The sequence below is a fragment of the Limosilactobacillus vaginalis genome (assembly GCF_025311515.1).
GTDB classification, from domain to species: domain Bacteria; phylum Bacillota; class Bacilli; order Lactobacillales; family Lactobacillaceae; genus Limosilactobacillus; species Limosilactobacillus vaginalis.
The window spans coordinates 883,274-909,662 of record NZ_CP104399.1; the positions used below are offsets into that span (position 1 = coordinate 883,274).

The 26,389-nt window shown below is 40.2% G+C and carries 25 protein-coding genes; 22 read left to right on the forward strand and 3 right to left on the reverse strand.

The window, feature by feature from the left end; translation table 11 throughout:
* Positions 1-47 precede the first annotated feature (47 nt).
* The 8 genes from N4627_RS04310 (at position 48) to N4627_RS04345 (ending at position 8,461) form a co-directional block, all read left to right on the forward strand.
* Entirely contained in the window at positions 48-1,088 is a 1,041-nt protein-coding gene (locus N4627_RS04310) for a helix-turn-helix domain-containing protein (protein ID WP_191336841.1), read from the forward strand.
* Positions 1,078-2,544 carry a RecQ family ATP-dependent DNA helicase gene (locus tag N4627_RS04315; RefSeq protein WP_260965056.1) on the forward strand — a complete coding sequence of 489 codons (1,467 nt, stop codon included), beginning with the start codon at positions 1,078-1,080 and terminating at the stop codon, positions 2,542-2,544. Before N4627_RS04310 ends, N4627_RS04315 begins: the two co-directional genes overlap by 11 nt.
* 60 nt (positions 2,545-2,604) lie before the next feature.
* Complete coding sequence (locus tag N4627_RS04320; protein ID WP_003717015.1) at positions 2,605-3,171, forward strand: LysM peptidoglycan-binding domain-containing protein; 567 nt, start codon at positions 2,605-2,607, stop codon at positions 3,169-3,171.
* A gap of 16 nt (positions 3,172-3,187) precedes the next feature.
* A complete protein-coding gene (gene cmk, locus N4627_RS04325; protein ID WP_003717016.1) occupies positions 3,188-3,874 on the forward strand; it encodes a (d)CMP kinase in 687 nt (228 codons plus the stop codon).
* Positions 3,875-3,946: 72 nt separating this feature from the next.
* A complete protein-coding gene (rpsA, locus tag N4627_RS04330) occupies positions 3,947-5,182 on the forward strand; it encodes a 30S ribosomal protein S1 (RefSeq protein ID WP_098044580.1) in 1,236 nt (411 codons plus the stop codon).
* A gap of 84 nt (positions 5,183-5,266) precedes the next feature.
* Positions 5,267-6,580 carry a ribosome biogenesis GTPase Der gene (der, locus tag N4627_RS04335; RefSeq protein ID WP_003717018.1) on the forward strand — a complete coding sequence of 438 codons (1,314 nt, stop codon included), beginning with the start codon at positions 5,267-5,269 and terminating at the stop codon, positions 6,578-6,580.
* Positions 6,581-6,784: 204 nt separating this feature from the next.
* Positions 6,785-7,060 (forward strand): HU family DNA-binding protein, encoded by a 276-nt coding sequence (locus N4627_RS04340; protein ID WP_003717019.1) that lies wholly within the window; start codon positions 6,785-6,787, stop codon positions 7,058-7,060.
* Positions 7,061-7,198: 138 nt separating this feature from the next.
* Positions 7,199-8,461 carry a tetratricopeptide repeat protein gene (locus tag N4627_RS04345; protein ID WP_003717020.1) on the forward strand — a complete coding sequence of 421 codons (1,263 nt, stop codon included), beginning with the start codon at positions 7,199-7,201 and terminating at the stop codon, positions 8,459-8,461.
* A gap of 89 nt (positions 8,462-8,550) precedes the next feature.
* Here N4627_RS04345 and N4627_RS04350 read toward each other — a convergent pair whose 3' ends face one another.
* The gene (locus tag N4627_RS04350) at positions 8,551-9,375 is read right to left on the reverse strand and encodes a phage integrase N-terminal SAM-like domain-containing protein (protein WP_003717021.1); all 825 of its coding nucleotides are present in this window, start codon (positions 9,373-9,375) and stop codon (positions 8,551-8,553) included.
* Positions 9,376-9,520: 145 nt separating this feature from the next.
* Here N4627_RS04350 and N4627_RS04355 point away from each other — a divergent pair, with 145 nt between their 5' ends.
* The 4 genes from N4627_RS04355 to N4627_RS04370 are packed head-to-tail and all read left to right on the forward strand — an operon-like array spanning position 9,521 to position 14,134.
* Complete coding sequence (locus N4627_RS04355; protein WP_260965057.1) at positions 9,521-10,732, forward strand: CCA tRNA nucleotidyltransferase; 1,212 nt, start codon at positions 9,521-9,523, stop codon at positions 10,730-10,732.
* Positions 10,733-10,738: 6 nt separating this feature from the next.
* On the forward strand, positions 10,739-12,649 hold the full coding sequence (locus N4627_RS04360) for an ABC-F family ATP-binding cassette domain-containing protein (RefSeq protein ID WP_003717023.1): 1,911 nt from the start codon (positions 10,739-10,741) through the stop codon (positions 12,647-12,649).
* A 15-nt stretch (positions 12,650-12,664) separates the two neighbouring features.
* Positions 12,665-13,627, forward strand: coding sequence for a thymidylate synthase (locus tag N4627_RS04365; protein ID WP_003717024.1), 963 nt, complete (start codon positions 12,665-12,667; stop codon positions 13,625-13,627).
* A gap of 18 nt (positions 13,628-13,645) precedes the next feature.
* Positions 13,646-14,134 (forward strand): dihydrofolate reductase, encoded by a 489-nt coding sequence (locus tag N4627_RS04370; protein WP_191336845.1) that lies wholly within the window; start codon positions 13,646-13,648, stop codon positions 14,132-14,134.
* Here the strand turns inward: N4627_RS04370 and trhA are convergent.
* Positions 14,123-14,761 (reverse strand): PAQR family membrane homeostasis protein TrhA, encoded by a 639-nt coding sequence (trhA, locus tag N4627_RS04375; RefSeq protein ID WP_040531160.1) that lies wholly within the window; start codon positions 14,759-14,761, stop codon positions 14,123-14,125. The genes N4627_RS04370 and trhA overlap by 12 nt on opposite strands.
* A 182-nt stretch (positions 14,762-14,943) precedes the next feature.
* Here trhA and N4627_RS04380 point away from each other — a divergent pair, with 182 nt between their 5' ends.
* From N4627_RS04380 to N4627_RS04420, 9 genes are all read left to right on the forward strand, one after another.
* Positions 14,944-15,786, forward strand: coding sequence for a DegV family protein (locus tag N4627_RS04380; RefSeq protein WP_191337024.1), 843 nt, complete (start codon positions 14,944-14,946; stop codon positions 15,784-15,786).
* A 67-nt stretch (positions 15,787-15,853) separates the two neighbouring features.
* Entirely contained in the window at positions 15,854-16,777 is a 924-nt protein-coding gene (locus N4627_RS04385) for an SGNH/GDSL hydrolase family protein (protein ID WP_191337023.1), read from the forward strand.
* Positions 16,778-16,780: 3 nt separating this feature from the next.
* Positions 16,781-17,371 carry a YpmS family protein gene (locus tag N4627_RS04390; RefSeq protein ID WP_260965058.1) on the forward strand — a complete coding sequence of 197 codons (591 nt, stop codon included), beginning with the start codon at positions 16,781-16,783 and terminating at the stop codon, positions 17,369-17,371.
* A gap of 14 nt (positions 17,372-17,385) precedes the next feature.
* Positions 17,386-17,613: a YozE family protein gene (locus N4627_RS04395; RefSeq protein WP_003717030.1), complete on the forward strand. Its 228-nt coding sequence runs from the start codon at positions 17,386-17,388 to the stop codon at positions 17,611-17,613.
* 13 nt (positions 17,614-17,626) lie between these two features.
* Positions 17,627-18,499: a ribosome biogenesis GTPase YlqF gene (gene ylqF, locus N4627_RS04400; protein ID WP_260965059.1), complete on the forward strand. Its 873-nt coding sequence runs from the start codon at positions 17,627-17,629 to the stop codon at positions 18,497-18,499.
* Positions 18,492-19,265: a ribonuclease HII gene (locus tag N4627_RS04405; protein WP_040531163.1), complete on the forward strand. Its 774-nt coding sequence runs from the start codon at positions 18,492-18,494 to the stop codon at positions 19,263-19,265. Before ylqF ends, N4627_RS04405 begins: the two co-directional genes overlap by 8 nt.
* Before the next feature lie 46 nt (positions 19,266-19,311).
* Positions 19,312-20,178, forward strand: a complete 867-nt coding sequence (gene dprA, locus N4627_RS04410) for a DNA-processing protein DprA (RefSeq protein WP_003717033.1) — start codon at positions 19,312-19,314, stop codon at positions 20,176-20,178.
* Positions 20,179-20,316: 138 nt separating this feature from the next.
* On the forward strand, positions 20,317-22,443 hold the full coding sequence (topA, locus tag N4627_RS04415) for a type I DNA topoisomerase (RefSeq protein ID WP_191337020.1): 2,127 nt from the start codon (positions 20,317-20,319) through the stop codon (positions 22,441-22,443).
* A 117-nt stretch (positions 22,444-22,560) separates the two neighbouring features.
* Complete coding sequence (locus tag N4627_RS04420; protein ID WP_003717035.1) at positions 22,561-23,439, forward strand: aldose 1-epimerase family protein; 879 nt, start codon at positions 22,561-22,563, stop codon at positions 23,437-23,439.
* A gap of 57 nt (positions 23,440-23,496) precedes the next feature.
* Here the strand turns inward: N4627_RS04420 and plsY are convergent, their stop codons facing one another.
* Positions 23,497-24,123, reverse strand: coding sequence for a glycerol-3-phosphate 1-O-acyltransferase PlsY (plsY, locus tag N4627_RS04425; protein ID WP_003717036.1), 627 nt, complete (start codon positions 24,121-24,123; stop codon positions 23,497-23,499).
* A 221-nt stretch (positions 24,124-24,344) separates the two neighbouring features.
* Here plsY and parE point away from each other — a divergent pair, with 221 nt between their 5' ends.
* Positions 24,345-26,375 carry a DNA topoisomerase IV subunit B gene (parE, locus tag N4627_RS04430; RefSeq protein WP_003717037.1) on the forward strand — a complete coding sequence of 677 codons (2,031 nt, stop codon included), beginning with the start codon at positions 24,345-24,347 and terminating at the stop codon, positions 26,373-26,375.
* The last annotated feature ends 14 nt before the right edge of the window (positions 26,376-26,389 follow it).

Below are 26,389 nucleotides of genomic sequence, written 5' to 3' on the forward strand. Positions count from 1 at the left end.
ATTTCCACTGCTTTTCGTTATAATTAATTAGAGTGGAGAGTGAAAAAATGAATGATTTCTTGTTAAGCTTCTTTGATGAACATCAGCCACGACGGATTAGGGTGATTGAAAATACGTTAAAGAATCGCCGAACAGTATCAACCCTCTTTTGGGCTAAACAGTACGGCATCCTTAAATGGACGGGGGCAGAGCGTTCATTAGAACGAAAGCAGGTTGAAAATTCCATTGCAGAATTAGTTAAGGCTAACTTAATTCAGCGAAATCCTGATGGACAAGTGCTGTTAACTACTTTAGGAGTTTTGAGACAAGAGGAGTTAGCAGGTGAACAGTATCAACCCCATTTCTTTGATTGGTACTGGTTAGCTAACACGCGACGGATTGAGCAACGGTTACTGCTTGGTATACAAGTGGCCTCGGAATTGTCATACCATAATCGTTATTATGCTCCGGTAGTTAACGAATACCATGAACAACAAATTGTAAAACGATGGGTTCTTAGCTGGCGTGGAAACATAATTAACGATCTGGTGCAGGAACTTAAACTATTTGGCGACTCGTTGGAAAGTGCTGATGAGCGATTGGCTAATTATTTCTTTTATTCACTCATTGGTCACCGAATTACTGGCAAAAATGCTATGCAGCTCAGTGAGCAATTGGAACTTCCTGGTTATCAATTACCAGTTATTAAGCAGGATGCCTTACTAGCTATTGCTGCATTTGCGAATAGCTATCAAGGAGTTTTAAATCGTTTATTAGTGGATCTGCTGGCAAAAAGTCCATTAAGTCAAAGTGCTAATCAAACGTTACTGTTGTATCAACAAGGAATTTCAATTAGTCAAATCGCCAAGAAAAGGAGAATCAAGGCTAATACTGTTCGCGAACACTTGTTAGAAGCTGCAATCGTTCATCCTGATTCGATTGATTGGGAGCGATCCTTGCCAGTAAGCATTCGGAGCCAATTAGCTAAACATTATCAAGGAAAAATGAAAGACTGGCAATTTGATCCAGAAATCGTCCCAGGAGGACCAGCAGCGTTCTATTACTTCCGTCTCTATCAATTATATGAGGAGAGATTAAATGATAAGTGATCGACAACTGTTAATAAAATTAAATGAGCAATTTGGCTTTACCGCTTTTCGTGACGGTCAGCAGGAAACCATTAAGGCGATCCTTAATCATCAGGATACTCTGGCAATTCTACCAACTGGTGGTGGGAAATCATTACTTTACCAAATGACGGGATACTTATTGCCCGGGACAGTTTTGATTGTGTCACCGTTAATTTCTTTGATGCAGGATCAGGTTGATCGTCTTCACCGTTCTGGAGAAAAACGAGTCCTAATGATTAATGGTCAACTAACTGGTAAAAGTCGTCACCAGGCCTTACAGCGTCTTTCTTCGTTCAAATTTATCTTTACTTCACCAGAATCACTCGCTAATCCTGAGATTATTAATAAGTTAAAGAAAATTCAGATAACGTTGTTTGTTGTTGATGAAGCTCATTGCATTTCGCAGTGGGGGCCTGACTTTCGCCCAGAATACCTCTTGCTTAGTTCGGTGCTGAAGCAGCTTGGTTCACCAACGACACTTTTGCTAACGGCTACGGCAACTCCGGAAGTACGTCAGGATATTATTCAAAAGATGGGACTACAGGAGGATGCAGTTACTCAAGTAATTCGTTCTGTAAATCGTCCCAATATTTATTATGCAGTAGAACGTTTCATATCCGTTAATGAGAAGGAGCAGTATCTAATTGACCTAGTTAATCGATTAGCAGGTTCTGGAATTATTTATTTTGCAAGCCGTAAATTAGCTACGCAATTTGCTGAAACGCTGAACCAGAAAACAAAGAAGACCGTGGCTGCTTATCATGCGGGAATTGCTCCAATAGATCGCTACCGCTTACAGCAACAGTTCATGGATAACCAGGTACAATTAATTTGTGCCACAAGTGCTTTTGGGATGGGAATTGATAAGGATGATATTCGCTTTGTCATTCATTTTCATGAACCGGCAAATTTGGAAAGCTATGTTCAGGAGGTCGGACGGGCAGGTCGTGATGGCAAGCCAAGTCTAGCATTGCTTCTGTATTCTCCAGGTGATGAACAGATTCAACAAACGCTAAACCATATTGAACTTCCTGATAAGGAATTATTAAATGCTGTAAGGGAAAAGCGCCAGCCCAGTAGTGTATTGGGGGATAATCGAGAATTATTTACCTTTTACTTAGAACACGGCTATAATGGTGAAACAATTATAAAAGCATTTAAAAACAGGCAAATAAGTCTGAAAAATCATTTGAATTGGATGGCAAGATACGTTAATAATACTAAATTATGTCGACGACAGATGATTTTAGAATACTTCGGTGAACGGCTGGCTAAGCCCCAAGTACCATGTTGTGATATTACTGATGAAACGTTGCTTCAGCGGTTTGAAAAAAACGATGATAGTCAAACCAAGCACATACATTCAATAATAAAACTAAATTGGCAAGAACGACTTTATCAGTTATTTAATATTAATCATAATAAAGAAAACTAGACATTTTATGATTATTTGCGCTACAATCAGAATGTTAATTTTATAAAAGGAGGGGCAACCATGAGTGAACGACGGGAAGAAAGTCGTGAGGCTAATGACAAGCTATGGGATAAAAAGTTTGCTGATAGTGAAGATTTAGGTAGTGATGGTCACCTGTCACGAACCGAACATCGGCGACAAAGAGAACATAATTCTACTATTACCACTGTCTTGATCGTTTTAATAATTATTTTGGCGGCTATTCCGCTGATATACTGGGTTAACCATAAGCAAACGATGAATCATCCGGTAAGAACTGAACGGTTAGCACAGTCACAATCAACTAAAAAAAAAGCCCAGCCAAAGAAACGGGAAGCCAGTTCAAAAAAGCACAATTCTCTGAGTTCGTCTAGTAAGGCTAATGAGAGCTCGGCAACAAGTATGAGTAGTTCTTCATCGCTTAGTACAAGTTCTTCCTCATCGGTGAGCCAATCATCAAGTATGGTTCGCTATGCTACTGTTCCTCGTAACGGTAGCTTATATCGTGTTGCAACACAGAACGGAATTTCTGTTAATGAATTAATGCGGTTAAATGGTTTAACCCCAAATGCACATTTAAGACCGGGGCAACAGTTAAGAGTTCGGTAAATGAGGAGTGAATTGAATGACGATGGGATTACAGGTTGCAATTGATGGACCAGCTTCAGCGGGTAAAAGCACCGTTGCTAAGCGGGTTGCTAAGAAGTTTGGGTATGTTTATTGTGATACGGGCGCAATGTATCGAGCAGTTACTCTTGCCGCTTTACAGCAAGGACTGTCAATGACTGATACCGAAAAGATTAGTGAACTAGCAAAACAAATAAAGATTACCTTTCAACCAGCAGAGCCAGAGCAGCGAGTGTTTATTAATGGTCAGGAAGTAACACGAGACATCCGGCTTCCTAAAGTTGCCAAAAATGTTTCGGCAGTTGCTGCGATCCCAACCGTGCGTCAGGAAATGACAAAACAGCAACGGCAAATTGCAGCTGAAGGCGGAATCGTAATGGATGGTCGTGACATTGGAACGACTGTTTTGCCTCATGCTCCAGTCAAAATTTTTATGGTGGCAACTGCCCATGAACGGGCACGGCGCCGTTATTTAGAAAACAAACAAAAAGGGATTACGACTACAAGCCTAGAAGAGCTACAGCGGGCAATCGAGTTACGTGATCAAAAAGATTCAACGCGGAAGGTTTCCCCGCTAACTCAAGCTAGTGACGCTATTCGATTAGATACAACTAATTTGACAATTGATGAGGTTGTTGCAGAGATTAGTAAAATAATTAAAAAAACTGAAAAACATTTAGCATAATTACTGGAAATGTGAGCGCTCATCTAGTAAAATGTTTTTTAGAGTTGATTGTCGCAAGGAGGATTTTTTTTAATGGCTGAAAACAACGAAAACAAAAACGATATGTTAGAAGCTCTTGATAGCATTGAAACTGTAAAAGTGGGTGATGTTGTTAAGGGTGAAGTATTGGCAATTGATGATGATCGCCAAGCTATCGTTGGTATTAAAGATGCAGGGGTTGAAGGTGTCGTCCCTGCTAAGGAATTATCAACCAAGCCAGTTGAAGACATCAATGACGCAGTTAAAGTCGGTGACGAACTTGACTTAGTAGTTATTTCTAAGATCGGTAACGACAAGGAAAATGGTAGCTACTTACTTTCACACCGTCGTCTTGAAGCACGTAAGGTTTGGGATGACGTTCAAAAGAAGTTCGATGCTGGTGAACACATTACCGCTAAGGTTACCCAAGCTGTTAAGGGTGGCTTAGTAGTTGATGCCGGAGTACGTGGCTTTGTCCCTGCTTCAATGATTACTGATCACTACGTAGAAGACTTGAACCAATTTAAGGGTCAAGAACTTGAATTCAAGATTATCGAAATCGAACCTAGTGAAAACCGTCTTATCCTTTCTCACAAGGAAATTGTTCAAGCTCAACACGAAGAAGCAGCTAAGGAAATCTTTGCTAAGCTTCAACCAGGCGATGTTGTAGAAGGTAAAGTTGCTCGGATGACTAACTTCGGTGCCTTCATCGACCTCGGTGGTGTTGATGGTTTGGTTCACGTTTCTGAAATTTCTTATGATCATGTTGACAAGCCTTCAGATGTATTGGAAGCAGGTCAAGAAGTTAAGGTTAAGGTCTTAAATGTTGACCCTGAACGTGAACGGATTTCACTTTCAATCAAGCAAACATTACCTGGACCATGGGATGATATTGAAGAAAAGGCTCCAGAAGGCAGTGTTCTTACTGGTACTGTAAAGCGGTTAACCAGTTTTGGTGCTTTTGTTGAAGTTTTCCCTGGTGTTGAAGGTTTGGTACACATTTCTCAAATCTCTCACAAGCACATTGCTACACCAGCTGATGTATTGAAGCCTGGTCAAGAAGTTAAGGTTAAGGTCTTAAATGTTGATCCTGAACATCAACGTCTTGGTTTATCCATGAAGGCTCTTGAAGAACGTCCAAAGGATGAAGAAAACAACGGTAACGAAAACCGTGGCCGTCGTCGTCCTCGTCGTAACAATAACCGTAACTTCATGAACAACGCCCCTGAAGAAGAAAGTGGCTTCTCAATGGGTGATTTAATTGGTGATCAATTAAAGGGCTTGAAGTAATCGAGACCACATAATTAATTTAGAAAGGGGTATGGCATTTTGTCATACTCTTTTTATTTCAAATAAAAGAAGGAAGGTGTAAAAATGGCAAATCCAGTTGTTGCGATTGTTGGTCGTCCAAATGTCGGAAAGTCGACATTATTTAACCGAATCGCTGGTGAACGGATTTCTATTGTTGAAGATACACCGGGAGTTACCCGAGACCGAATTTATGCCCATGCTGAGTGGCTAGGCAAGAATTTTAACCTAATTGATACTGGTGGGATTGAAATTTCTGATCAACCTCTCCTTACCCAAATCCGTCAACAGGCAGAAGTGGCAATTGATGAAGCAGATGTCATCGTTTTGGTTGTTGATATTCAAAACGGTGTTACTGATGCTGATGAGCAGGTTGCTAAGATTTTATATCGTTCAGACAAACCAATTGTCTTAGCTGTCAATAAAGTTGATAATCCAGAACGGCGGAGTGATATTTACGATTTTTACTCATTAGGTTTGGGAGAACCTTACCCAGTTTCTGGAGTTCACGGTGTTGGGGTCGGTGATTTACTTGATGCGGTGATTAACCATTTCCCTGAAACGGCTGATAATGAAGATGATGGTACTATTCACTTTAGCTTAATTGGCCGGCCTAATGTTGGTAAGTCCTCGTTAGTGAATGCTATTTTAGGTGAAAATCGGGTAATCGTCTCAAATGTTGCCGGAACAACGCGGGATGCTATCAATACTCGCTTTACGGCTAAGGATGGTCGTGAATTTACGATGATTGATACAGCCGGGATCCGGAAAAAAGGAAAAATTTATGAAAACACTGAACGTTATTCATTAATGCGGTCAATGCGAGCAATTGATGATAGTGACGTTGTTTTAGTGGTATTAAATGCTGAAGAAGGAATTCGTGAGCTTGATAAGCATATTGCCGGCTATGCTCACGAAGCAGGCTGTGGAGTCATTATTGTTGTTAATAAGTGGGATACAATCAAGAATAAAGACCACCGAACAATGACTGATTTTACAACTTTAATTCGGAATGAATTTCAATACTTAAGCTATGCACCAATTATTTTTGTTTCTGCAAAGACTCAACAACGACTAAATCAACTGCCAACAATGATTGAAGATGTTTACGATCATAGTCGTCGACGGATTCAATCAGCTGTCCTTAACGATGTCTTGATGGATGCACTAGCTGCCAACCCAACGCCAACACAAAATGGGCGTCGGTTGCGGGTATACTACGGAACCCAGGTTGCTATTCAGCCACCAACATTCGTCATTTTCGTCAATGATCCTGACCTAATGCATTTTTCGTACCAGCGTTATTTAGAGAACCAAATTCGCCGGGCGTTTGATTTTACGGGGACACCAATCCGGATTATTAAGCGAAAGCGTCAGTAAATCATTCAATTTAGTTATAAATTTCTGAAAAAAGGGTGAAAAAGCCTATAAACCGCTTGTCATCAATGTTTCACTATGCTAATCTTAACAATGAAATTATACGAGTACTTCGTATGTTTCGTTAATTTTGGACCACTCAAAATTAACATTCATTCATTGGTGTAACTATTTGGTAGTTGCATTAGATGTTGGAGGTGAAATTAAATGGCTAACAAAGCAGAATTAGTAAGTAATGTTGCAACCGCAACTGGTTTAACTAAGAAGGATGCTACTGCTGCTGTTGATGCGGTATTTAGCTCAATCCAAGCATCATTAGCTAAGGGTGAAAAGGTTCAATTGATCGGCTTCGGTAACTTCGAAGTACGTCAACGTGCTGCTCGTAAGGGTCGCAACCCACAAACTGGTCAAGAAATCCAAATCCCTGCAAGCAAGGTACCAGCATTTAAGCCTGGTAAAGCTTTAAAGGATGCTGTTAAGTAATTCCAAATTACTTGATAAATATCTAAAGGACTGTGAACATTATTGCTCATGGTCCTTTTTTGATGTGGCTAACAACTGTTTTTAGCTTAACTATGCTAAGATAATTAGTATGATGGGTAATGCTAGAGGAGGAAAATAATGACTTATTCTGAAAAAGTGTTAGAACAAATCCAAGCCGGCCAGATGCCAGCAGCTCAACAATCCTTTACCGAGGCCCTGGCTAAAGATAGTGATGATATGATCTTTAGTTTAGCTGAGGAACTATATGGAATGGGCTTCCTACACCAAGCTCGCCAGGCTTACCTGCACTTATTGGCTAAATATCCGAATGAGGATGAACTACGGGTTAATTTAGCGGAAATCGCAGTTAGTGAGGGCCATAATGACGAAGCTTTATCTTACTTAGCTCAAGTCCAGCCTGATTCAGATGCTTATTTGCAATCGTTACTAGTTGCAGCCGATTTGTACCAAACAGAAAATGAGTATGAGGTTACGGAAGAAAAGCTGAAGGAGGCTTACCGAATCGCCCCTGATGAGCCAGCGGTCCAGTTTGCCCTTGGTGAATTTTACTTTATGACCAGTCGTTTTGATGAAGCTATTCAATATTACTTTGAACTGATCCGGAATGGGTATACTGAGTTTGCCAAGGTTAACATTGCTGGACGGTTGGGAATTTGTTACGCCCAAAGTGGTCAGTTTAAGCAAGCGTTAGGGTACTTAAAGCAGGTGAGCCCGGAATACCGGACAAGTGATATTCGATTCCAAACCGGTTTAACTGAATTACAGCTGGGAGAAACAGCCACTGCAATTAAGACATTTGACGAACTAATTCAGGATGATTCTCAATATGCTTCTGTTTATCCTGAGCTTGCCAAGGCTTATGTTAAGGAGAATAAGTATCAGCAAGCCCTCAAGACTCTCCAAGAAGGGCTAGCGGTTGATCAGTATAATGCTCGCCTATACGCTCAAGCAGCCGAAGTAACCAGCCATTTGGGTAATAATAAACTCATGGATGAGTACCTCAAGAAGGCCCATGAGCTTGATCCAGATAACTTAACGATTAACTTAGATTATAGTAACTTTCTTCTTCACACCCATGATGACGAGGGGAATATCAAACTACTAGAACCATTAATTGAGGAAGACGAGGTTGATCCGCAGATTTACTGGAACCTCGCTCGTTCATACCAGCGCTTGGAAAAATTTGATCTTGCTGGCAAGTACTATCGTGAAGCAGCAGTTACTTATAGTGAAAACCCAACTTTCTTAAAGGAGTTAGTCAACTTCTATCGGGAGTCCGGTGATACCGAGCAAATGGTTGAAGAATTAAAGCATTACCTTAAGCTCGTGCCAACAGATGATGAAATGCAAGAACTGCTGGATGAGTATGAAGAGTATTAAAATAAATGAATAAAGCAAACAACCCAAGATTGAGTTATGAACTTTACTGTAATTTCGTTAAAAACAGTAATAACTAAATCTTAGGTTGTTTATTTTTTACTAATCAATTGTTTCTGATAATACAATAGTGAAGCAGGATCGAGCCTTAGTTTTTCCATCAATTGGGCATCAGAAAGTTCTGGATGGTGGCCAAGTTCGTAGAGGATGAATGATTGGTGGAGAAATTTGGGTGCTAGACTAAAGCCGAGATAATCTTCATCTTGACGCAGGTATTTATGTAGACCAGCGTTTGAGAGCCCGGGATTATCCGGTGAGAAGCGCTGTTTAAGAAAGATCTGTGAAGAGTGCTGAAGTTCTTGAAGTGGCCGAATAAATTGATTGAAGTTTGTGATAAACAGTTTTTCTGTCGAATTTGTTGGTGAGAGTTTATCCCAAACATCTTCAAAACCGGGAGTAAGAAATTCACTCACGGTATAACCACGACTTGATAAGAAAATGGTTAACCGAGTATAGAAGTGGAGGTGCTCATCCTGGAGAATTTCAGGAATCTTTTCAAGCCACTTAGTTGTTAATCGTTTATTGGTACTAGTAGCTTTCCCGTGGATTGTCAGGGTTGGGTAAATCTTAATTAGCTGATGGGTGAAGAGGTAACGAAAATAGCGATTCAGGTGAGAAAGGTTCTTATTGTAAGTGCTAAGGGTAATCTTTTCATCTTCTTTTAGGGCAGTTAGGAAGGCCCGCACATCCGTTTCAGTTAGGTTCTTTAATTTTGGTTCGGCAGCGAATTCTGGTCGATTATCCATGAGAAAAGTAAAAAAATGGGTTAGGGTAGCGTCGTAGGTCTTAATTGTTAGTGGTGCCAGTCCCTGTTGATTCAAAAATAATTGAAAACGATCTTGGTATGGGTAATTCATTTTGCGTCTCCTTAATAAGCAGATATTTACTTTAACTAACATTTTAAACCAAAATCGCTCAAAAGAAAAGAACCCACAACAGTTCACACGCCCTTGCTAGATTTGCTATAATCGAGGTTGACTAAAAAATGAAGGACTTGATTAAATGATCATCAAACACTTACCGCCAATCTTTGAACCCGCTCGTCCGGTACTCCAAAAAATTGAGGACGCGGGATTCGAAGCCTATTTTGTGGGTGGTTGCGTTCGTGATACGATCTTAGGCGATTCAATCCACGATATTGATATTGCTACTAGTGCTTATCCAAGTGAAATTAAAGCGATTTTTAACCGCACTGTTGATACCGGGATCGAACACGGCACAGTGATGATTCTTGATCATGGGACGGGATACGAAACCACAACATTTCGAACCGAATCTGGCTACCAAGATTTTCGCCGTCCTGATAAGGTAACCTTTGTTCGGTCGTTAAGCGAGGATTTGAAACGGCGTGACTTTACGATTAATGCACTCGCGTTGAAGGAAAATGGTGAGGTGATTGACCTTTTTAATGGCCTGGATGCCTTAAAACACCATTTAATCAAGGCTGTCGGTGATCCTAATGAGCGGTTCCATGAAGATGCCTTGCGGATGATGCGGGCTGTTCGCTTCGCTAGTAAACTGGATTTTGTAATTGCGGCGGAAACATTAGCAGGGATTAAACAAAATGCTGCTTTATTGGAGAAAATAGCGGTTGAAAGAATTCGGGTAGAATTTGAAAAACTATTAATGGGGCAAAACCCGGTAGCAGGCCTGAATGAGTTTCTGCAAACGGGTCTTTATCAATATTGTCCAGGGTTAGTAGGAAAGCAAACTGAATTAAGCGGACTATTATTGCTAAATAATTGGCAATTACGGAATGCAGAACAGGCGTGGGCAGTTATTGTGACTCAGTTAGGACTTGACTCACGTGATGCAAGTAAGTTTCTTCGCAGCTGGAAGACCTCAAATGAGCTGATTACTAACGTTAAAAAGATGATCCCAGTAATTCAGGGGCTAAGGAGTAAAAAGTTATCACCGTTGACTTTCTTTACGGCTGGTAGAAATGCTGTTCAGGATGCTAATCAAGTTGCCAAATTATATGGCTGGGCAATTCCTGATGAACAATTAATGAAGCAGTACGACTCATTACCCATTAAAAGCGGTAAAGAACTGGCTGTTAATGGGGGAGTTCTCATTAACGATGCAGGGGTAAAGCCTGGTCCATTACTAGGAAAGATCATTAAAAAGCTAACAGTACAAGTTGTTAACGGTGAATTGCCTAATGATAGGGAAACCTTAATTAATGAAGCAGAAAAAATAAAAAAAGAGGGATAAAACGAGATGCAAACAATGCAAGCTGAGGGATTAACCAGTACTTATGGTGAGAAAACCCTGTTTGATAATGTCTCCTTTACAATCAACGAAAACGATCGAATCGGTTTAATCGGTGTTAACGGGAGTGGAAAGACCAGTCTCCTTAACGTCATCAGTAAGCGGACAAGTCCGGAAAGCGGCTCGATCACTACACCAAATGACTACACGATTGGGTATCTGCAACAGCAGCCAGCGCTTGACCCAACCAAAACGATTATGGATGCAATCTTTGAAGGCGATCAGCCTGTGTTTAAAACTATTCGGGAATATGAGCTTGCACTTGATCGTTTTAGTAATCATCCCGAGGATCCTCAAGCAATGGATCAATACACTAAATTGCAAGCAAAGATGGATCAGGAGGATGCATGGGAAGCTGATAGCCGGGTTAAAACGATCCTTACTCAATTAAAAATTAAGAACGTTAGTCAAAAGGTTAGTGAATTATCTGGTGGTCAGCAGAAGCGTGTAGGGCTAGCACAGGTATTAATTCAACACCCAGATTTATTGCTTTTAGATGAACCAACTAACCATTTAGACCTTGATTCAGTAGTCTGGCTTCAAGACTTTCTTGCTTCTTATAAGGGAGCAGTCCTTTTGGTAACTCATGATCGGTACTTCCTCGACCAAGTTACTAACCACATCTGGGAATTGTCATTTGGTCACCTTTATCATTATGATGGTAATTATCAAGACTTTGTTCGGCAAAAAGCAGAACGGGTAGAATTAGCTAAGGATACCGAGAAAAAGAATCAGCAGCTATACAAGAAGGAATTAGTGTGGATGCGAACCGGTGCTAAGGCCCGATCAACCAAGCAAAAGGGACGGATTAATCGTTTCCATGAGCTTGAAGATAAGGTTGGTAATCTAAAAACTGACGAAGATATTTCAATCAATTTAGGCTCGCAACGACTTGGTAAAGATGTAATTAAATTTAAGAATGCCGATTTGACTCTGGGTGATCATCGGATTCTCCATAATTTTGATTGGTTAGTTCAAGCGGGCGACCGAATTGGAATTACTGGTGAGAACGGTGCAGGGAAGACCAGCCTGTTGAATGTGATTGCACAACGGGTACCATTAGACAGTGGGGTACTCAAAATTGGTGAAACGGTAAAGCTTGGTTATTACACTCAGCAAACTGAGGGAATTGACGATGATAAACGAATGATTAGTTTTCTGAGTGAAATTGCTGAAAATGTTACCGATAAGGACGGTAATAAGCTTAGTGTTACCCAGCTTCTTGAGCGATTCTTATTCCCCCGCTTCATGCACGGGACACTGATTAGAAAGCTTTCAGGTGGTGAGAAACGCCGTCTGTACTTGCTGAAAATTCTTATGCAACAGCCAAACGTCCTTCTTCTTGACGAACCAACTAACGATCTTGATATTGGAACATTAACGGTTCTAGAAGATTATCTGGATAACTTTGCGGGAACGGTTATTACAGTTTCTCATGATCGCTATTTCTTGGACAAAGTAGCTGATGATTTGTTAATTTTCCACGGTAACGGTGATATTCAACGTTACACTGGACGCTTTACTGATTATCTTGCTGATGCTAAAAAACAGGCTGAAGAAGAGCAGCAGCAAAAACGCGCTGTAAAAAAACAGCAAACTGCCAAGAGTCAACAATCAGTACCAAGTTCAAGTCAAAAGAAGAAGACTAAGCTAACTTATGCAGAGAAGCTAGAATGGGATCATATTGACGATGATCTTGATCAACTTGATAATAAGCGCAAGTCAATTGAAGAACAGATGACCGAGCAGTCTGCCAATTACCAAAAACTGGCCGAATTGCAAAAAAAGCTAGATCAGGTCAAAAAAGAAATTGACGATAAAACAGCGCGGTGGGAATATTTAAGTAACTACATTGACTAACAGTGAGGATACGTAATGACAATCAATGAAAATGAGCAACAATATTTAAGTTTAGCGCAATATGTTTTGGATCATGGGCACACTAAAAGCGATCGTACCGGTACGGGAACAAAATCTGTTTTTGGTTATCAGATGCGGTTTAATCTTGAAGAAGGTTTTCCGCTACTCACAACCAAGAAGGTTCCATTTGGCTTAATTAAAAGTGAATTGTTATGGTTTCTTCGGGGAGACACTAACATTCAATTCCTTTTAAAACATAAAAACCATATTTGGGATGAATGGGCATTTAAGAAGTGGGTAGAGAGTGATGAATATCATGGCCCGGATATGACAGACTTCGGTCATCGTTGGCTCAAGGATCCTGAGTTTAAAAAGGCTTATTTAAAAGAGAAACGTGATTTTTGTGAGCGGATTGTTAACGATGATGAGTTTGCCAAAAAATATGGTGACCTGGGGTTAGTTTATGGGAGTCAATGGCGTCACTGGAAAACTAGTAATGGTCAGACAATTGACCAGATTGCTAATGTGATTGACCAGATAAAGACAACCCCAGATTCACGCCGAATGATTGTTTCTGCCTGGAATCCTGAAGACATTTCATCAATGGCCTTGCCTCCTTGCCATACAATGTTCCAGTTCTATGTAAATGATGGGAAGTTAAGTTGTCAACTTTACCAGCGAAGTGCCGATATCTTTCTTGGAGTGCCATTTAATATCGCTAGTTATGCATTGTTAACGCATATGATTGCTCATCAATGTGGGCTGCAAGTGGGCGACTTTGTTCATACGTTAGGGGATGCTCATATTTACTTGAACCATCTTTCGCAGATTAAGGAACAATTGTCACGAACTCCGCATAAGGCTCCTAAGTTAATCTTACCGGATGAACCGAAGCCGATTGATGAATACGAGATGAGTGATATTAAGTTGGAAGGATACACCCACGAACCTGCTATTAAGGCACCAGTCGCGGTTTAATTAAGGAGAGAAAGAAAAATGCGTGAAGTTAATTTTATTTGGGCTGAGGATCTTGATGGTTGGATTGGAAAGGACAACCAATTACCTTGGCATGTTTCTGCTGACCTAAAACATTTTCGCAAATTGACTGCAAATCACCCAGTCATTATGGGAAGGAAAACTTATAATTCGATTGGTCAGCCATTACCGCACCGGCAGAATATTGTGTTAACTCATCAATCAATTGCTAATGATCAGATTACGGTTGTGCATGATGTTGAAACCCTTGATCAGCTGATTGATGTGTTACCGGATAATCAGGTATACGTAATTGGCGGAGCACGGATTTTCTCTTTAATGATGCCGTTAGTAAATAAGCTTGAACGAACAATCATTAATGGTCATTATAATGGCGACGTAAAAATGCCACCGATCAATTATGATCAATGGCATTTGCTTAAACGTGATGAAGTTAATGAAGATGACCAGACTAGTTGTTGGTTTGAAACTTGGGAGTTAAACAAATAAGAGGATTGAGAAGAACATAAAGGCAGTTCCTCCTAATACAAAAATATGCCAGATGAGGTGAGTATACTGAGTAGGCCGGCTATAAAATAGTGCGCCAATTGTAAAGGTTAGGCCACCCGCAAAGAGTAAACCAAAGCCAACAGGACCGAGAGCATCCCAAAGCGGCCAAAAGGCGACAATGCATAACCAGCCCATCAGGACGTATAAGAGGGTTGACCAGTTACTCTTTTTCTTTAACCAAATACTTTTGTAGACAACGCCCATAACCGCAAGTGCCCAAATGACCCCAAATAAGGACCAGCCTTGCCAGCCCTTAATACTTACGAGGCAATAAGGAGTATACGTACCAGCAATTAGGATGTAAATAAAATCATGGTCAAAAATTTGGAAAATTCGCCGTGCTTTAGTGAAGTAGAGTGAATGATACAGTGTAGAGAAAAGATAAAATAAGACGAGGGTGCTTCCGTATATTGTAAATGTAACAATTCTCATTGGGCTACCAGTCTTAGCAGCTTTAATGATTAATAATACTAAACCAGCAATTGCAAGGGCCAGCCCGATTCCGTGGGTGATTGCATTCCCAATTTCAATAATTACTGAATGCTTTGTTTCTCTGCTTTTTTCCATTTTTCTACCCCTTTCGTGTAATGTAGCAATGAATTTTACCGCTACTTTTGCTATACTTAAATAATAAATAAACAAGTTGACCATCGCAAATTTATATCGCATAATGGTTTATGAAACTTTGTCATCTAGTTTTGAAGACTAGATTATTATAACATAACATTTTCTAGGAAGAGTGAATTTTCATGGGAAAGATTAAGATCGTCTGTGATTCCTCTGCAGGATTAACAGAAGAAGAAATAAAAAAGTATGACATTACAGTGATTCCATTAACGGTAATGATTGATGGAACCGTATATGTGGAACGGGAAACAATTACTAATGACCAGTTTCCAGAATTAATGAAAAATGCTAAATCATTACCTAAGACATCACAACCACCAATTGGTCGGTTTGTTGATGCGTTTAATAAGCTTGGTGAGGATGGCAGCGAGGTTTTATGTGTTGACATGATGGAATCCATTAGCGGAACTGTCCACGCGGCTGAACAAGCTGCTGGGATGACGAAGACTAAGGTTACTGTTTACGACTCGCAAACAACTGATCGGGGAATGGCTTTCCAGATCATCGAAGCAGCTAAAGTAATTGAAAAAGGTGGCTCCGTTGAGGATGCGATCGAACGAATGAAGTATGTTCTTGCGCATTCCAAGCTCTACTTGGCAATTGACAACTTAGATAATTTAGTTGCTGGTGGTCGTGTTAGCAAATTTGCTGGGGCCCTCTCTAACTTATTGAACATTAAGGTAATGCTTCAGGTTTATGATGGTCAGATCCATATTATTATGAAAGGTCGGGGAAAGAAGGCCCTTCATAAAGAGTGGGATCGAATCTTGAATGAGATGAAAAATGGTCCTAAAGTCATGAGCGTTGGTATTTCTCATGTTGAAGGGGATAGTGAAGTTAATCGTCTCTTAACTAAGATTAAAGAATTTGAACCTAACCTCGACATCGTAGTCCGGGAAACTGTACCGATTATTGCCACCCACACTGGCTTAGGGGCATGTTGTTTGCTTTACTATACTGAATAGTTTAAATTTAAACATTTGGAAAGCGGTCATAGTTACTATGCCGCTTTTTTGGTAAAAGGTGAAAATAATGAAAAAAAGTATAAAGTGGTTATGGGGCGCTTTACTGTTGGTTCTGCTTATGGTTGGTGGCTGGTATGGCTATCAACGCTTTATTCGGCCATCAATAAGTCAGCAACAACAAGTTAAACGTGTAGAAAAGCGTCACGTAAAGCTGGTAGCAGTTGGCGATTCCCTTACCTATGGACAGGGTGATGAGAAGAAAAACGGCGGCTATGTAGGCATTATAAAGCAGAAAATTCAGGATAAGTATAAGAAGACCAGTGTTTCAACCGTTAATTACGGTGTAAGCGGCGATCGTTCTGATCAGATCCTTGCACGGCTAAATAAGCAGGCAGAAATGCGTAAAGATTTAAGAGATGCTGATGTAATCGTAATGACGGTCGGTGGTAATGACTTAATGCAAACACTGGAGAAAGACATTATGATGCAATCCCAGGCCAAGATTCAGTCAAGCGTTAACCAAGCGCAAGGAACGTATGAGAATAAGTTAAACCAATTATTTACGGCTGTAAGAAAAGAGAACAAGCATGCACCAATCTTTGTGATGAGCATTTATAATCCGGTCTATACATACTTTCCAGATGTAGCTGCAATTAATGACTCAATTAACCAGTGGAACCAGGCAACCCAAAGTGTTACAAAGAAATATTCAAAAATGCATTTTGTCAGCATTTATAAAGTAATGTCATATGGCCAATACCAAACAAAAGCTCAACGGCAACAATTGATTCAACAAGAAGAAAAGGTAAACCATGGAAAGGTCCAGCAATCACAACTGTTGTCGATTATGAGTAATAAGAACCATAATTTAAACGAATATATTTCGACTGAAGATAATTTTCATCCGAACAATTTAGGATACCAGCACATGGCAAGTCGATTGTTTAAGAGTATGGTTAAGTATGATAGTTGGGAATTTGTGAGGGAATAATTAATGAATAGTAAAAAACAAGTTAACTGGTGGAAATGGGCATTTATTACTTTAATCTTAGTAATTGTGGTTGGCTGCGGTGTTGTTCTTCATCGGGCAACCGCACCAGCACCACAAGCAGAAATGTCGCAAACCACCAAAGCTAATGATTCATCGTTAATGGTCGAGTTAAACCGGAAACAAGTAAATGCCTTATCAGCAAACTATTTAGATAATTTCTTGAAGGATAATAAAATTAAATATAAGTTTATCGTTGGTGAAAAATACGCAATCCTAGTCGGTGATACCAAGTTCCTCGGTACTAAGGTTCGGTTTGCAATTAATTTTATTCCTGAACGGACAAGTCAGGGCAATGTCCTTTTACGTGCTAAAGGATTAAGTGTTGGGCGACTCAATATTCCGATTAAGTTTGTGATGGGATATATCGCCAAAAATTATAATATTCCTGAGTGGGTTTCCATAAACCCAAAAAAGAAAACTGTTTTGCTGGATTTAAATCGTTATAGTAAAAACCGGCAATTAAAGTATTCGGCACAAGAAATTAATATGCAGGATGGTCAGTTTAAATTTTTAATTACTGTTCCTGAAAAATAAGAGGAGGATGCTAAATGGCAGTTCGTGAAAGTTTTTATCACTATTTAATGACTCAGAGAAAGCCTACAGATGCAAATGAAGTTGAACAATTTGCTAATAATGCATTCTTTGATTCTGCCTTTCCTAAGCAGTCAACAGATTTTGATGAAATATCGAAATACTTGGAAGAAAATACGGATTATTTACCATCAATGACAATTTTTGATACTGCATGGCAACAATACCGCGATGCAATGAATTAGGAGGTGGAAATAAATGGCTACAATTCAATGGTTCCCGGGACATATGGCAAAAGCGCTTCGACAAATTCGCGAACAAATGCCCTTAGTTGATATTGTCTTTGAATTAGTTGATGCTCGGGTTCCTTATTCTTCACAAAATCCAGAAATAGCGTTAGCAGCAGGTGACAAGCCACGTTTATTAATTATGACTAAAACGGATCTTGCGGATTCCAAACGATTAGGCGAATGGTTAACTTACTTTAAGGAACACAACCAACCAGTGCTAGCACTTGATTCTCGGCAACAAAATATTAGTAAAATTGTTACTGCTAAGAGCAAGGAAATTCTTCATGATAAGCTAGCAGAGGAAGTGGCCAAGGGTCTAAAGAAGCGACCTATTCGGGCAATGTGCGTGGGGGTTCCAAATGTTGGGAAATCGACCCTATTGAACCACCTAGTAAAGAAAAACGTTGCCGTAACGGGAAATCGTCCAGGAGTTACAACCGGTCAACAGTGGCTACGTTCATCAGCTGAGTTGGAATTGCTGGATACACCAGGGGTCCTTTGGCATAAATTTGCTAGTCAGAAGCAAGGAACGATGCTTGCCTTGTCAGGGGCAATTAAAGATAGTCTTTACGCTAAAGATGATGTTGCCTTATTCGCCCTTGATTATCTACGTCGTCAACAACCTGAAGAATTAAAAAAGCGGTACCGATTAACAGATGCTGACTTAGATGAAAGTGTCTCTAATCCAGACTTGTTATTGAGGATTACGGAGAAAATGGGCTTTCGTGATGACTACGACCGGGCTAGCGAACGGTTAATTTTCGAATTACGTAAGGGCAAATTAGGCCCCATTACAATGGAGGTTCCAGCTGACTTAAATGAGGATGGAATCAATGAGTAAGCAAACAATTGCAGAGATTAAACAAGCACTTCAAACACTGCATGATCCAAATTCACCGTTATTACTAGAGTTATCTCATGATCCGCGAAAGGGAGTACAAAATGCCCTTCAACAGTGGCAACGACGTGAAGAACGTTATCAAAAAGCGTTAGTCGCATTTCATCAGCGATTTAAATTTGAAAAACAATATTGGCAGCAAGGATGTCAATATGTTGCTGGAATGGATGAGGTTGGTCGTGGCCCATTAGCGGGACCAGTTGTAACGTGTGCTGTTATTTTGAGCCCAGAGTTTGATTTGATCGGGGTTACTGACTCGAAACAGCTAACCCGTCATGAACGAGAAAATCTTTACCTGCAAATTGTTAATGAAGCAATTGAGGTTAGCATTGCGGTCAATGATTCGCAGAAAATCGATCAGTTAAATATTTATGCGGCAACACAAAATGCGATGATGACGAGCGTTCGTCAATTGCATCATCAGCCCGAAAGCTTAATTGTTGATGCTGTTCCTTTACCGGCACTTGATATTCCCCAAACTACTTTGATTAAGGGAGACCAAAAATCAATTAGTGTAGCAGCAGCCAGTATTGTGGCTAAGGAGTATCGGGATCATCTAATGCGTGATTATGATCGGATCTACCCTGGATATGACTTTGCTGAAAATATGGGGTACGGAACAAAAAAACATTTAGCTGGCTTACGTAAATTAGGTGCGACTCCAATTCACCGTCGTTCATTTAATCCTGTTCCAGAATATTTAAAATAATAGCAAATTAAAAATTCTCCGTACTGTAATAGTAGGGGGAATTTTTATGTTACAAGTTCGAGAATTTTTGTTAAAATTAAGTCTTTGTCCGGGGTTAAGTCCAATTTCCCGATGGCGACTATGGCAAACTGCGGAAAGAGCACGGTCCTTTAATAACCTTAGCCTGTTAATTGAGCGTTCTGGCATTAGTATTCGTGCACAAAATGCTCTTTTAACAAAGTGGGACAGTATTGAGTTACGCGAAAAAATTCAATTAAATATGAAGCAATCCTATATTACGATTGTGGATAGTGAATATCCGCGACAACTAAGCGAAATTTTCTGCCCGCCACTAGTGCTGTTTTATCAGGGTGACCTTAGCCTTTTGAATACTCAAAGCTTGGCCGTTGTGGGTGCTCGCCAAATGACGAGTTATGGTGAAGCAACATTAAAGGGAATCCTGCCGGTAATTATAAAACGGGGAATTACGGTCATAAGTGGCCTGGCAGCTGGGGTTGATGGCCTAAGTCATGAGATTACATTAAAGAATCAAGGAAAGACAATTGGGGTCATCGGTTCCGGAATAGACCAGGTATATCCCCGAAATCATCAGTATCTTCAGCGAGCGGTTGCTGAACAGGGACTAGTGATTTCTGAGTACGGGTTAGGTGAGGAGCCAATAGCCTGGCATTTCCCGGAGCGTAACAGAATTATCGCTGGCCTTGCTGAGACGCTTTTGGTTGTAGAAGCAAAAAAGCGTAGTGGTAGTTTAATCACGGCAAATATTGCCTTAGAAGAAAATCGGAATGTTTGCGCAATTCCTGGACGAATTGATGCTCCGCTATCATTGGGGTGCAACCAGCTAATTGCAGCAGGGGCTAAACCAATTACAGAGGCTAAAGATCTCCTTGATGAATTTCTTTTAACGAATTAATCCTTGCATTTCGGCTCCTTTTTAATTAAAATCAACATTCGATTGGATATAGTTTGACAGATACTATCTAAATGCATTAATAATAGTAGTATCGGTAAGCAAGATATTTAAAAGTAATAGAAGTAAGGAGCCAATATAATGGCAACTAGTACTACAAAGAAAAAGACAACGAGTAAGCGAAAAACGACTCGTCGTGCAAAGCCAAAAAAGAAATTAGTGATTGTTGAATCACCATCAAAGGCCAAAACAATTGGGAAGTTTTTGGGCCGTTCTTATAAGGTAGTGGCAAGTTTAGGTCACGTGCGCGATTTACCTAAGAGCCGGATGGGAGTTGATATTGAGAATGATTATCAACCTGATTATATTTCAATCCGGGGTAAGGGCGACGTAATTAAGGAATTACGGAAAGACGCTAAAAATGCAAAAGCAGTCTATCTTGCATCTGATCCCGATCGTGAAGGGGAAGCGATTGCTTGGCACGTTTCAAATATTCTTAAGCTTGATGACTCTGAAAAGAATCGGGTAACGTTTAACGAAATTACTAAAGATGCGGTTAAGGAAGCCTTCAATGAACCACGAACTATTAACATGGATCTTGTCGATGCCCAACAAGCACGACGGGTTCTTGATCGGTTGGTGGGTTATTCCATCAGTCCGATCCTATGGAAAAAGGTTAAGAAGGGGTTAAGTGCCGGTCGTGTTCAATCAGTTGCCCTGAATTTAATTATCCAGCGAGAAAACGAAATTAGGAATTTTAAGCCTGAAGAGTACTGGACGATTGATGCCGAATTTAAACATAATCGTGAAAAGTTTAAAGCAGCCTTTTTTGGCGAAAACGGGAAGAAAGTTAGCTTAAAAAATAATGATGATGTTCAACGAATTTTAGGCAAACTTGATAAGAATAAAGAATTTGCAATTACCAAAGTGACTAAACGGGAGCGTAAGCGTCAACCGCAACCACCGTTTACCACCTCCACGATGCAACAAGATGCTAACCGTCGTTTGAACTTCCGTACACGGAAAACAATGATGACTGCTCAAATGTTGTATGAAGGGATTGATATTAAGCAAGGAGCACCTGTCGGCTTGATCACTTATATGCGGACTGACTCTACCCGAATTGCCTCAATTGCCAAACATGAGGTCTCTAAGTTTATTCATGAGGAATATGGTGGTGAATACGCTGCAGTTAAGCCAATTAAGGGCAAGTTGCCTGAGGGCGCCCAAGATGCTCACGAAGCTATCCGTCCAACGTCTGTTTTTCGGACACCTGCTAAAATGAAGCCGTACCTGACTAATGATCAATATAAGCTGTATAGTTTGATCTGGTCACGGTTTGTTGCTAGTCAGATGACACCGGAAGTTATTGATACGATGAATGTCAACCTGCAGCAGAATAACGTTGATTTTCGCGCATCCGGTTCAAAGGTAAAGTTTGCTGGGTTTACGAAGGTATATAAGCGGGGGAAGGAAAAGGATAACCTGCTTCCTGAACTAAAAGAGGGCGATAATGCTCAAATGATCAGTGATGATCCTGCCCAACACTTTACACAACCTCCTGCACGGTATACTGAAGCTGCCTTAATTAAGAAGCTTGAAGAAGACGGGGTTGGTCGTCCTTCAACCTATGCACCAACACTTGATACGATTCAGCGTCGTTATTATGTTCGGCTAGTTTCACGGCATTTTGAGCCAACGGAATTAGGAGAAATTGTTAATACCATTATTGAAAAGCAGTTTCCAGATATTGTTAATGCCAAATTTACTGCCGATGTTGAAGATAAACTCGATCAAATTGAAGAGGGAAAGCAAAATTGGGTTCGAGTTGTCGATAGTTTCTATCAACCATTTTCTAAGGAAGTTAGTACCGCTGAGAGCGAAGTCGCTAAGATTGAAATGAAAGACGAACTTGCTGGGATGGATTGTGACATTTGTGGTGCTCCAATGGTAGTTAAAATGGGCCGTTATGGTAAGTTTTATGCTTGCTCACGGTTTCCTGAATGTCGAAATACAAAAGCAATTGTTAAGGATACCGGGATTACTTGTCCAAAATGTGGCCAAGGAACGGTTGTTGAACGGAAGTCAAAAAAGAATCGTGTGTTCTATGGTTGTTCACGTTATCCTGATTGTGACTTTGTTTCCTGGGATAAGCCAATCGGACGAAATTGCCCAAAAGATGGTTACTTCCTAGTTGAAAAGAAGATCAAGGGTGGTACTCAAGTCGTTTGTCCAAATGGCGATTACGAGGAAACCCCGCAAAAATAGTATAGTAAAACCGTTTTCATGATTTTTACTAAATTTTACTATTTTACTAATTTAAAAGAACTCCCTAATTTGCTATTATGCGGTTAGAGAGCTTTTTTACTAAGGAGAAATGGTACTATGATTAAGCTAGAAAACAATGATTTGACTGTTGAGATTGCTGAGCTAGGAGCCCAATTACATAGTATTCGGCGGAATGATAACCAAATTGAATATCTGTGGCAGGGAGATCCAGCTTCATGGAAACGTCAAGCACCAATTCTTTTCCCTTTTGTTGGTCGGTTAAAGGATGATCAATATGAATTTGCTGGAAAAACATACCACCAAACCCAGCATGGTTTTGCCCGGGATCGTGAATTTAAGGTTATTGATCAGACTTCTTCTCAGGTTACTCTTGAACAAACCGATAGTGAAGAAACGTTAAAGGTCTTTCCATTTGCCTTTAGCCTCCGTGTCATTTATAAATTAGTTGATGATCAATTAAAGGTTTGCTACTCGGTTACTAATCCTGATAGTAATCATTCACTAGTTTATGCAATTGGTGCTCATCCTGGCTTTAATATGCCACTGAGCGCTCAGGGTTCCTTCGAACAAGTTCAACTTAGTGTTTCTCCCGCTGAAAAGTATTCACGTGTTGTATTAGATGGCCCTTATAATGATTCACAGAACCCAATCATGATTGACATGCAAAAGCCAATGACAATTAGTCATGAACTATTTGACAACGATGCAGTAATTTTTGAAACAGGTGGTACAAGGTTTACCGCAACCTTAACTGATCCAATTAATAATCACGGTGTTCATGTTCATACTCTTGGGACCCAGCATGTTGGTGTTTGGTCACCATACCCAACTAAAGCTAATTTAGTTTGTGTAGAACCATGGTGGGGAATTGCCGATAATGTTAACGCAGATGGTAAACTATTGCATAAACAGGGAATGCATCGTTTAGCACCACAAGATAATGCTAAGTATGAGTTTAGTATTCAACCATTTTAAGGTTATAGCCTAAAAAAAGAAGTTCGAGAATTTAAGTTTTGAGTTCTCGAACTTCTTTTACTTATGGTGTTTTTGTTTTAGATAATAAACGAGGCCAAAACTTACCAGTGACTCATTGCCAGTAATAATTCGAATAATATTACTTTTATGTCGCCAAAGAACCAGTGCAGTTAAAATTCCAGCAACGCAGCTAAGGATTAGATCGTGCTCACAAAGCGCAATGATAAATATTGAGGTAATTCCAACGATACTGGCACAGCTGGCCATACTTGTTAGTAACAAAGTGGTGATAAAGATTGCACAGGCAAGGGCAAATAGTGGCGGATTGTAAGCCAGTAAAATCCCTGCACTAGTTGCCACTGCTTTACCGCCATGAAAATGGTCAAAAACTGAAAAAGTATGTCCTAATGAGGCAAAAATCCCAATTAATAATGGATTTACCGAATGAGAAACGCCTAAAAGATATGGCTGACTAGCTGCGAGCGTTCCTTTTAGAACATCCATTAAGAGAACTACCACTCCAGCTTTAGGTCCTAATTCACGGAAAGTATTCGTGGTTCCAATATTACCACTGCCAAGCTTTCGAATATCTTTGTGGTAAAAGGTTTGACCAATCCACAAGCCTGATGGAATAGCTCCCAAAAGATAGGCAACGATTACCATCCCAATTATTTTAATTGTCATTCAATTTACTCCTTAAAAATAACTACCCACTAAAGATAGCACGAAATCATGTTAGAAACCACTAGAGAACCTATTTTTAAAATTGTGGTTTGCAAAATAAGGATTAAATGAAGTATTATCGTTATTGTTAAAGATTGTAGTATTACTATTACAATCCCGTTCGAACTAAGGTATAATATATAAATCGAACGGATGTTCAAAATGAAGAGGGAGGTCATTTTGTGGCCACAAAAAAAGAAACGTATGATGCATCGTCAATTCAAGTTTTAAAAGGACTTGAGGCCGTTCGGAAACGACCAGGGATGTATATTGGATCTACAGATTCACGAGGATTGCACCACCTCGTATACGAAATTGTTGATAATGCAGTGGATGAAGCATTATCTGGTTACGGTGACGAAATTAACGTTACGATTGAAGAAGACAATTCAATTACGGTTCAGGATCATGGTCGGGGAATGCCTGTAGGAATGCACGCTTCCGGGAAACCGACACCTGAAGTAATTATGACGGTTCTTCATGCTGGTGGTAAGTTTGGTCAATCGGACGGTTATAAGACTTCTGGTGGACTTCATGGGGTTGGTGCTTCAGTAGTTAACGCCTTATCGACCAACCTAACTCTAACAATTGTTCGTGATCATGAACGCTACCAAGAAAAATTTAAGGATGGTGGCCAGCCGATTGGTACCTTAAAAAAACTCGGTCATACAAATGCCGGAAATGGGACAACGGTATCTTTTAAGCCTGATCCGAGTATTTTTACGACAACTGTCTATGATTACAATACCTTAGCAAATAGGTTGCGGGAGTCTGCCTTTTTGTTAAAGGGGATTAAAATTGTTCTAACTGATAAGCGGAAGGATCACGAGAAACAAGATATCTTTCAATACAAGGAAGGTATTCAAGAATTTGTTGCCTATCTGAATGAAGGTAAAGATACTTTAGGAAAGGTTTTATACTTTGATGGTAGCCAGGATGGCGTTGAAGTTGAGGTTGCTGCCCAGTATAATGATGGTTACTCTGAATCATTACTTTCCTTTGTTAATAATGTTCGCACACCAGATGGCGGAACGCATGAAGCTGGATTTAGGAGTGCTTGGACCAAGACTTTTAATGAGTACGCCCATAAGGTTGGATTGTTGAAAGATAAGGACAAGAACCTTGAAGGAAGCGATGTTCGTGAGGGACTGACTGCTGTTGTTTCTGTTCGGATTCCTGAACGGATTTTGCAATTTGAAGGACAGACAAAGGATAAGCTAGGGACTCCAGAAGCGCGAAAAATTGTGGATTCCATTGTTAGCGAGCAGCTCGGTTATGCGCTAATGGAGAATGGCGATTTTGCCCAGATGCTGATTCGAAAGTCAATTAAGGCCCGTGAAGCTCGTGAAGCAGCACGAAAGGCAAGAAACCAGGCTCGTGGTGGCAAACGTAAGAGTCGAAAAGAACGAAACCTTTCTGGGAAACTAACCCCAGCACAATCAAAGAATGCTAAAAAGAATGAATTATTCTTGGTCGAAGGGGATTCTGCTGGTGGTTCTGCAAAGCAGGGGCGTGACCGAAAATACCAAGCCATTTTACCGTTACGAGGAAAGGTCTTAAATACTGAAAAGGCCAAACTTGATGATGTGTTAAAGAATGAAGAACTGAACACAATTATCTATACGGTTGGTGCAGGTGCTGGTTCTGAGTTTAATGTTGAAGATTCAAATTACGACAAAATTATCATTATGACGGATGCCGATGATGATGGAGCACATATTCAAATCTTATTATTGACATTCTTCTATAAGTACATGCGGCCAATGATTGAGGCGGGAAAAATTTATATTGCATTACCGCCGTTATATCGCTTACAAACAGGTCGGGGTGCAAAAACCAAGATCACCTATGCATGGACCAATGATGAATTAACAGAGCTAACCAAGAAGGCTGGAAAAAGTGCCCAACTGCAACGGTTTAAGGGACTTGGTGAAATGAATGCCGATCAATTATGGGAAACAACAATGAATCCTGAAACACGGACGTTGATTCAGGTACGAATTGAGGATGCCGAATTAGCTGAACGTCGGGTAACAACTTTAATGGGAAATAAGGTTGAGCCGCGACGGGAGTGGATTGAAGATAATGTTCACTTTACTCTTAGTGACGATAAAGAATCGGATGAATTAGTGGAGAATAAGGGGCACTTGTCAAACCATAATGAGCAACCACCAAAAACTAAAAAGACTTTTAACCAAGAAGCACTTTTTTAGGTAAGCAGAAAGGA

Coding starts and splice junctions, on each gene's coding strand:
- N4627_RS04320 (WP_003717015.1), top strand. CDS start 2,605: ATGAGTGAACGACGGGAAGAAAGTCGTGAGGCTAATGACAAGCTATGG.
- rpsA (WP_098044580.1), top strand. CDS start 3,947: ATGGCTGAAAACAACGAAAACAAAAACGATATGTTAGAAGCTCTTGAT.
- N4627_RS04355 (WP_260965057.1), top strand. CDS start 9,521: ATGATCATCAAACACTTACCGCCAATCTTTGAACCCGCTCGTCCGGTA.
- ylqF (WP_260965059.1), top strand. CDS start 17,627: ATGGCTACAATTCAATGGTTCCCGGGACATATGGCAAAAGCGCTTCGA.
- N4627_RS04365 (WP_003717024.1), top strand. CDS start 12,665: ATGACAATCAATGAAAATGAGCAACAATATTTAAGTTTAGCGCAATAT.
- N4627_RS04370 (WP_191336845.1), top strand. CDS start 13,646: ATGCGTGAAGTTAATTTTATTTGGGCTGAGGATCTTGATGGTTGGATT.
- plsY (WP_003717036.1), bottom strand. CDS start 24,123: ATGACAATTAAAATAATTGGGATGGTAATCGTTGCCTATCTTTTGGGA.
- N4627_RS04345 (WP_003717020.1), top strand. CDS start 7,199: ATGACTTATTCTGAAAAAGTGTTAGAACAAATCCAAGCCGGCCAGATG.
- N4627_RS04340 (WP_003717019.1), top strand. CDS start 6,785: ATGGCTAACAAAGCAGAATTAGTAAGTAATGTTGCAACCGCAACTGGT.
- N4627_RS04310 (WP_191336841.1), top strand. CDS start 48: ATGAATGATTTCTTGTTAAGCTTCTTTGATGAACATCAGCCACGACGG.
- N4627_RS04360 (WP_003717023.1), top strand. CDS start 10,739: ATGCAAACAATGCAAGCTGAGGGATTAACCAGTACTTATGGTGAGAAA.
- topA (WP_191337020.1), top strand. CDS start 20,317: ATGGCAACTAGTACTACAAAGAAAAAGACAACGAGTAAGCGAAAAACG.
- N4627_RS04380 (WP_191337024.1), top strand. CDS start 14,944: ATGGGAAAGATTAAGATCGTCTGTGATTCCTCTGCAGGATTAACAGAA.
- N4627_RS04385 (WP_191337023.1), top strand. CDS start 15,854: ATGAAAAAAAGTATAAAGTGGTTATGGGGCGCTTTACTGTTGGTTCTG.
- trhA (WP_040531160.1), bottom strand. CDS start 14,761: ATGGAAAAAAGCAGAGAAACAAAGCATTCAGTAATTATTGAAATTGGG.
- der (WP_003717018.1), top strand. CDS start 5,267: ATGGCAAATCCAGTTGTTGCGATTGTTGGTCGTCCAAATGTCGGAAAG.
- N4627_RS04350 (WP_003717021.1), bottom strand. CDS start 9,375: ATGAATTACCCATACCAAGATCGTTTTCAATTATTTTTGAATCAACAG.
- dprA (WP_003717033.1), top strand. CDS start 19,312: ATGTTACAAGTTCGAGAATTTTTGTTAAAATTAAGTCTTTGTCCGGGG.
- N4627_RS04395 (WP_003717030.1), top strand. CDS start 17,386: ATGGCAGTTCGTGAAAGTTTTTATCACTATTTAATGACTCAGAGAAAG.
- N4627_RS04420 (WP_003717035.1), top strand. CDS start 22,561: ATGATTAAGCTAGAAAACAATGATTTGACTGTTGAGATTGCTGAGCTA.
- N4627_RS04315 (WP_260965056.1), top strand. CDS start 1,078: ATGATAAGTGATCGACAACTGTTAATAAAATTAAATGAGCAATTTGGC.
- N4627_RS04405 (WP_040531163.1), top strand. CDS start 18,492: ATGAGTAAGCAAACAATTGCAGAGATTAAACAAGCACTTCAAACACTG.
- N4627_RS04390 (WP_260965058.1), top strand. CDS start 16,781: ATGAATAGTAAAAAACAAGTTAACTGGTGGAAATGGGCATTTATTACT.
- cmk (WP_003717016.1), top strand. CDS start 3,188: ATGACGATGGGATTACAGGTTGCAATTGATGGACCAGCTTCAGCGGGT.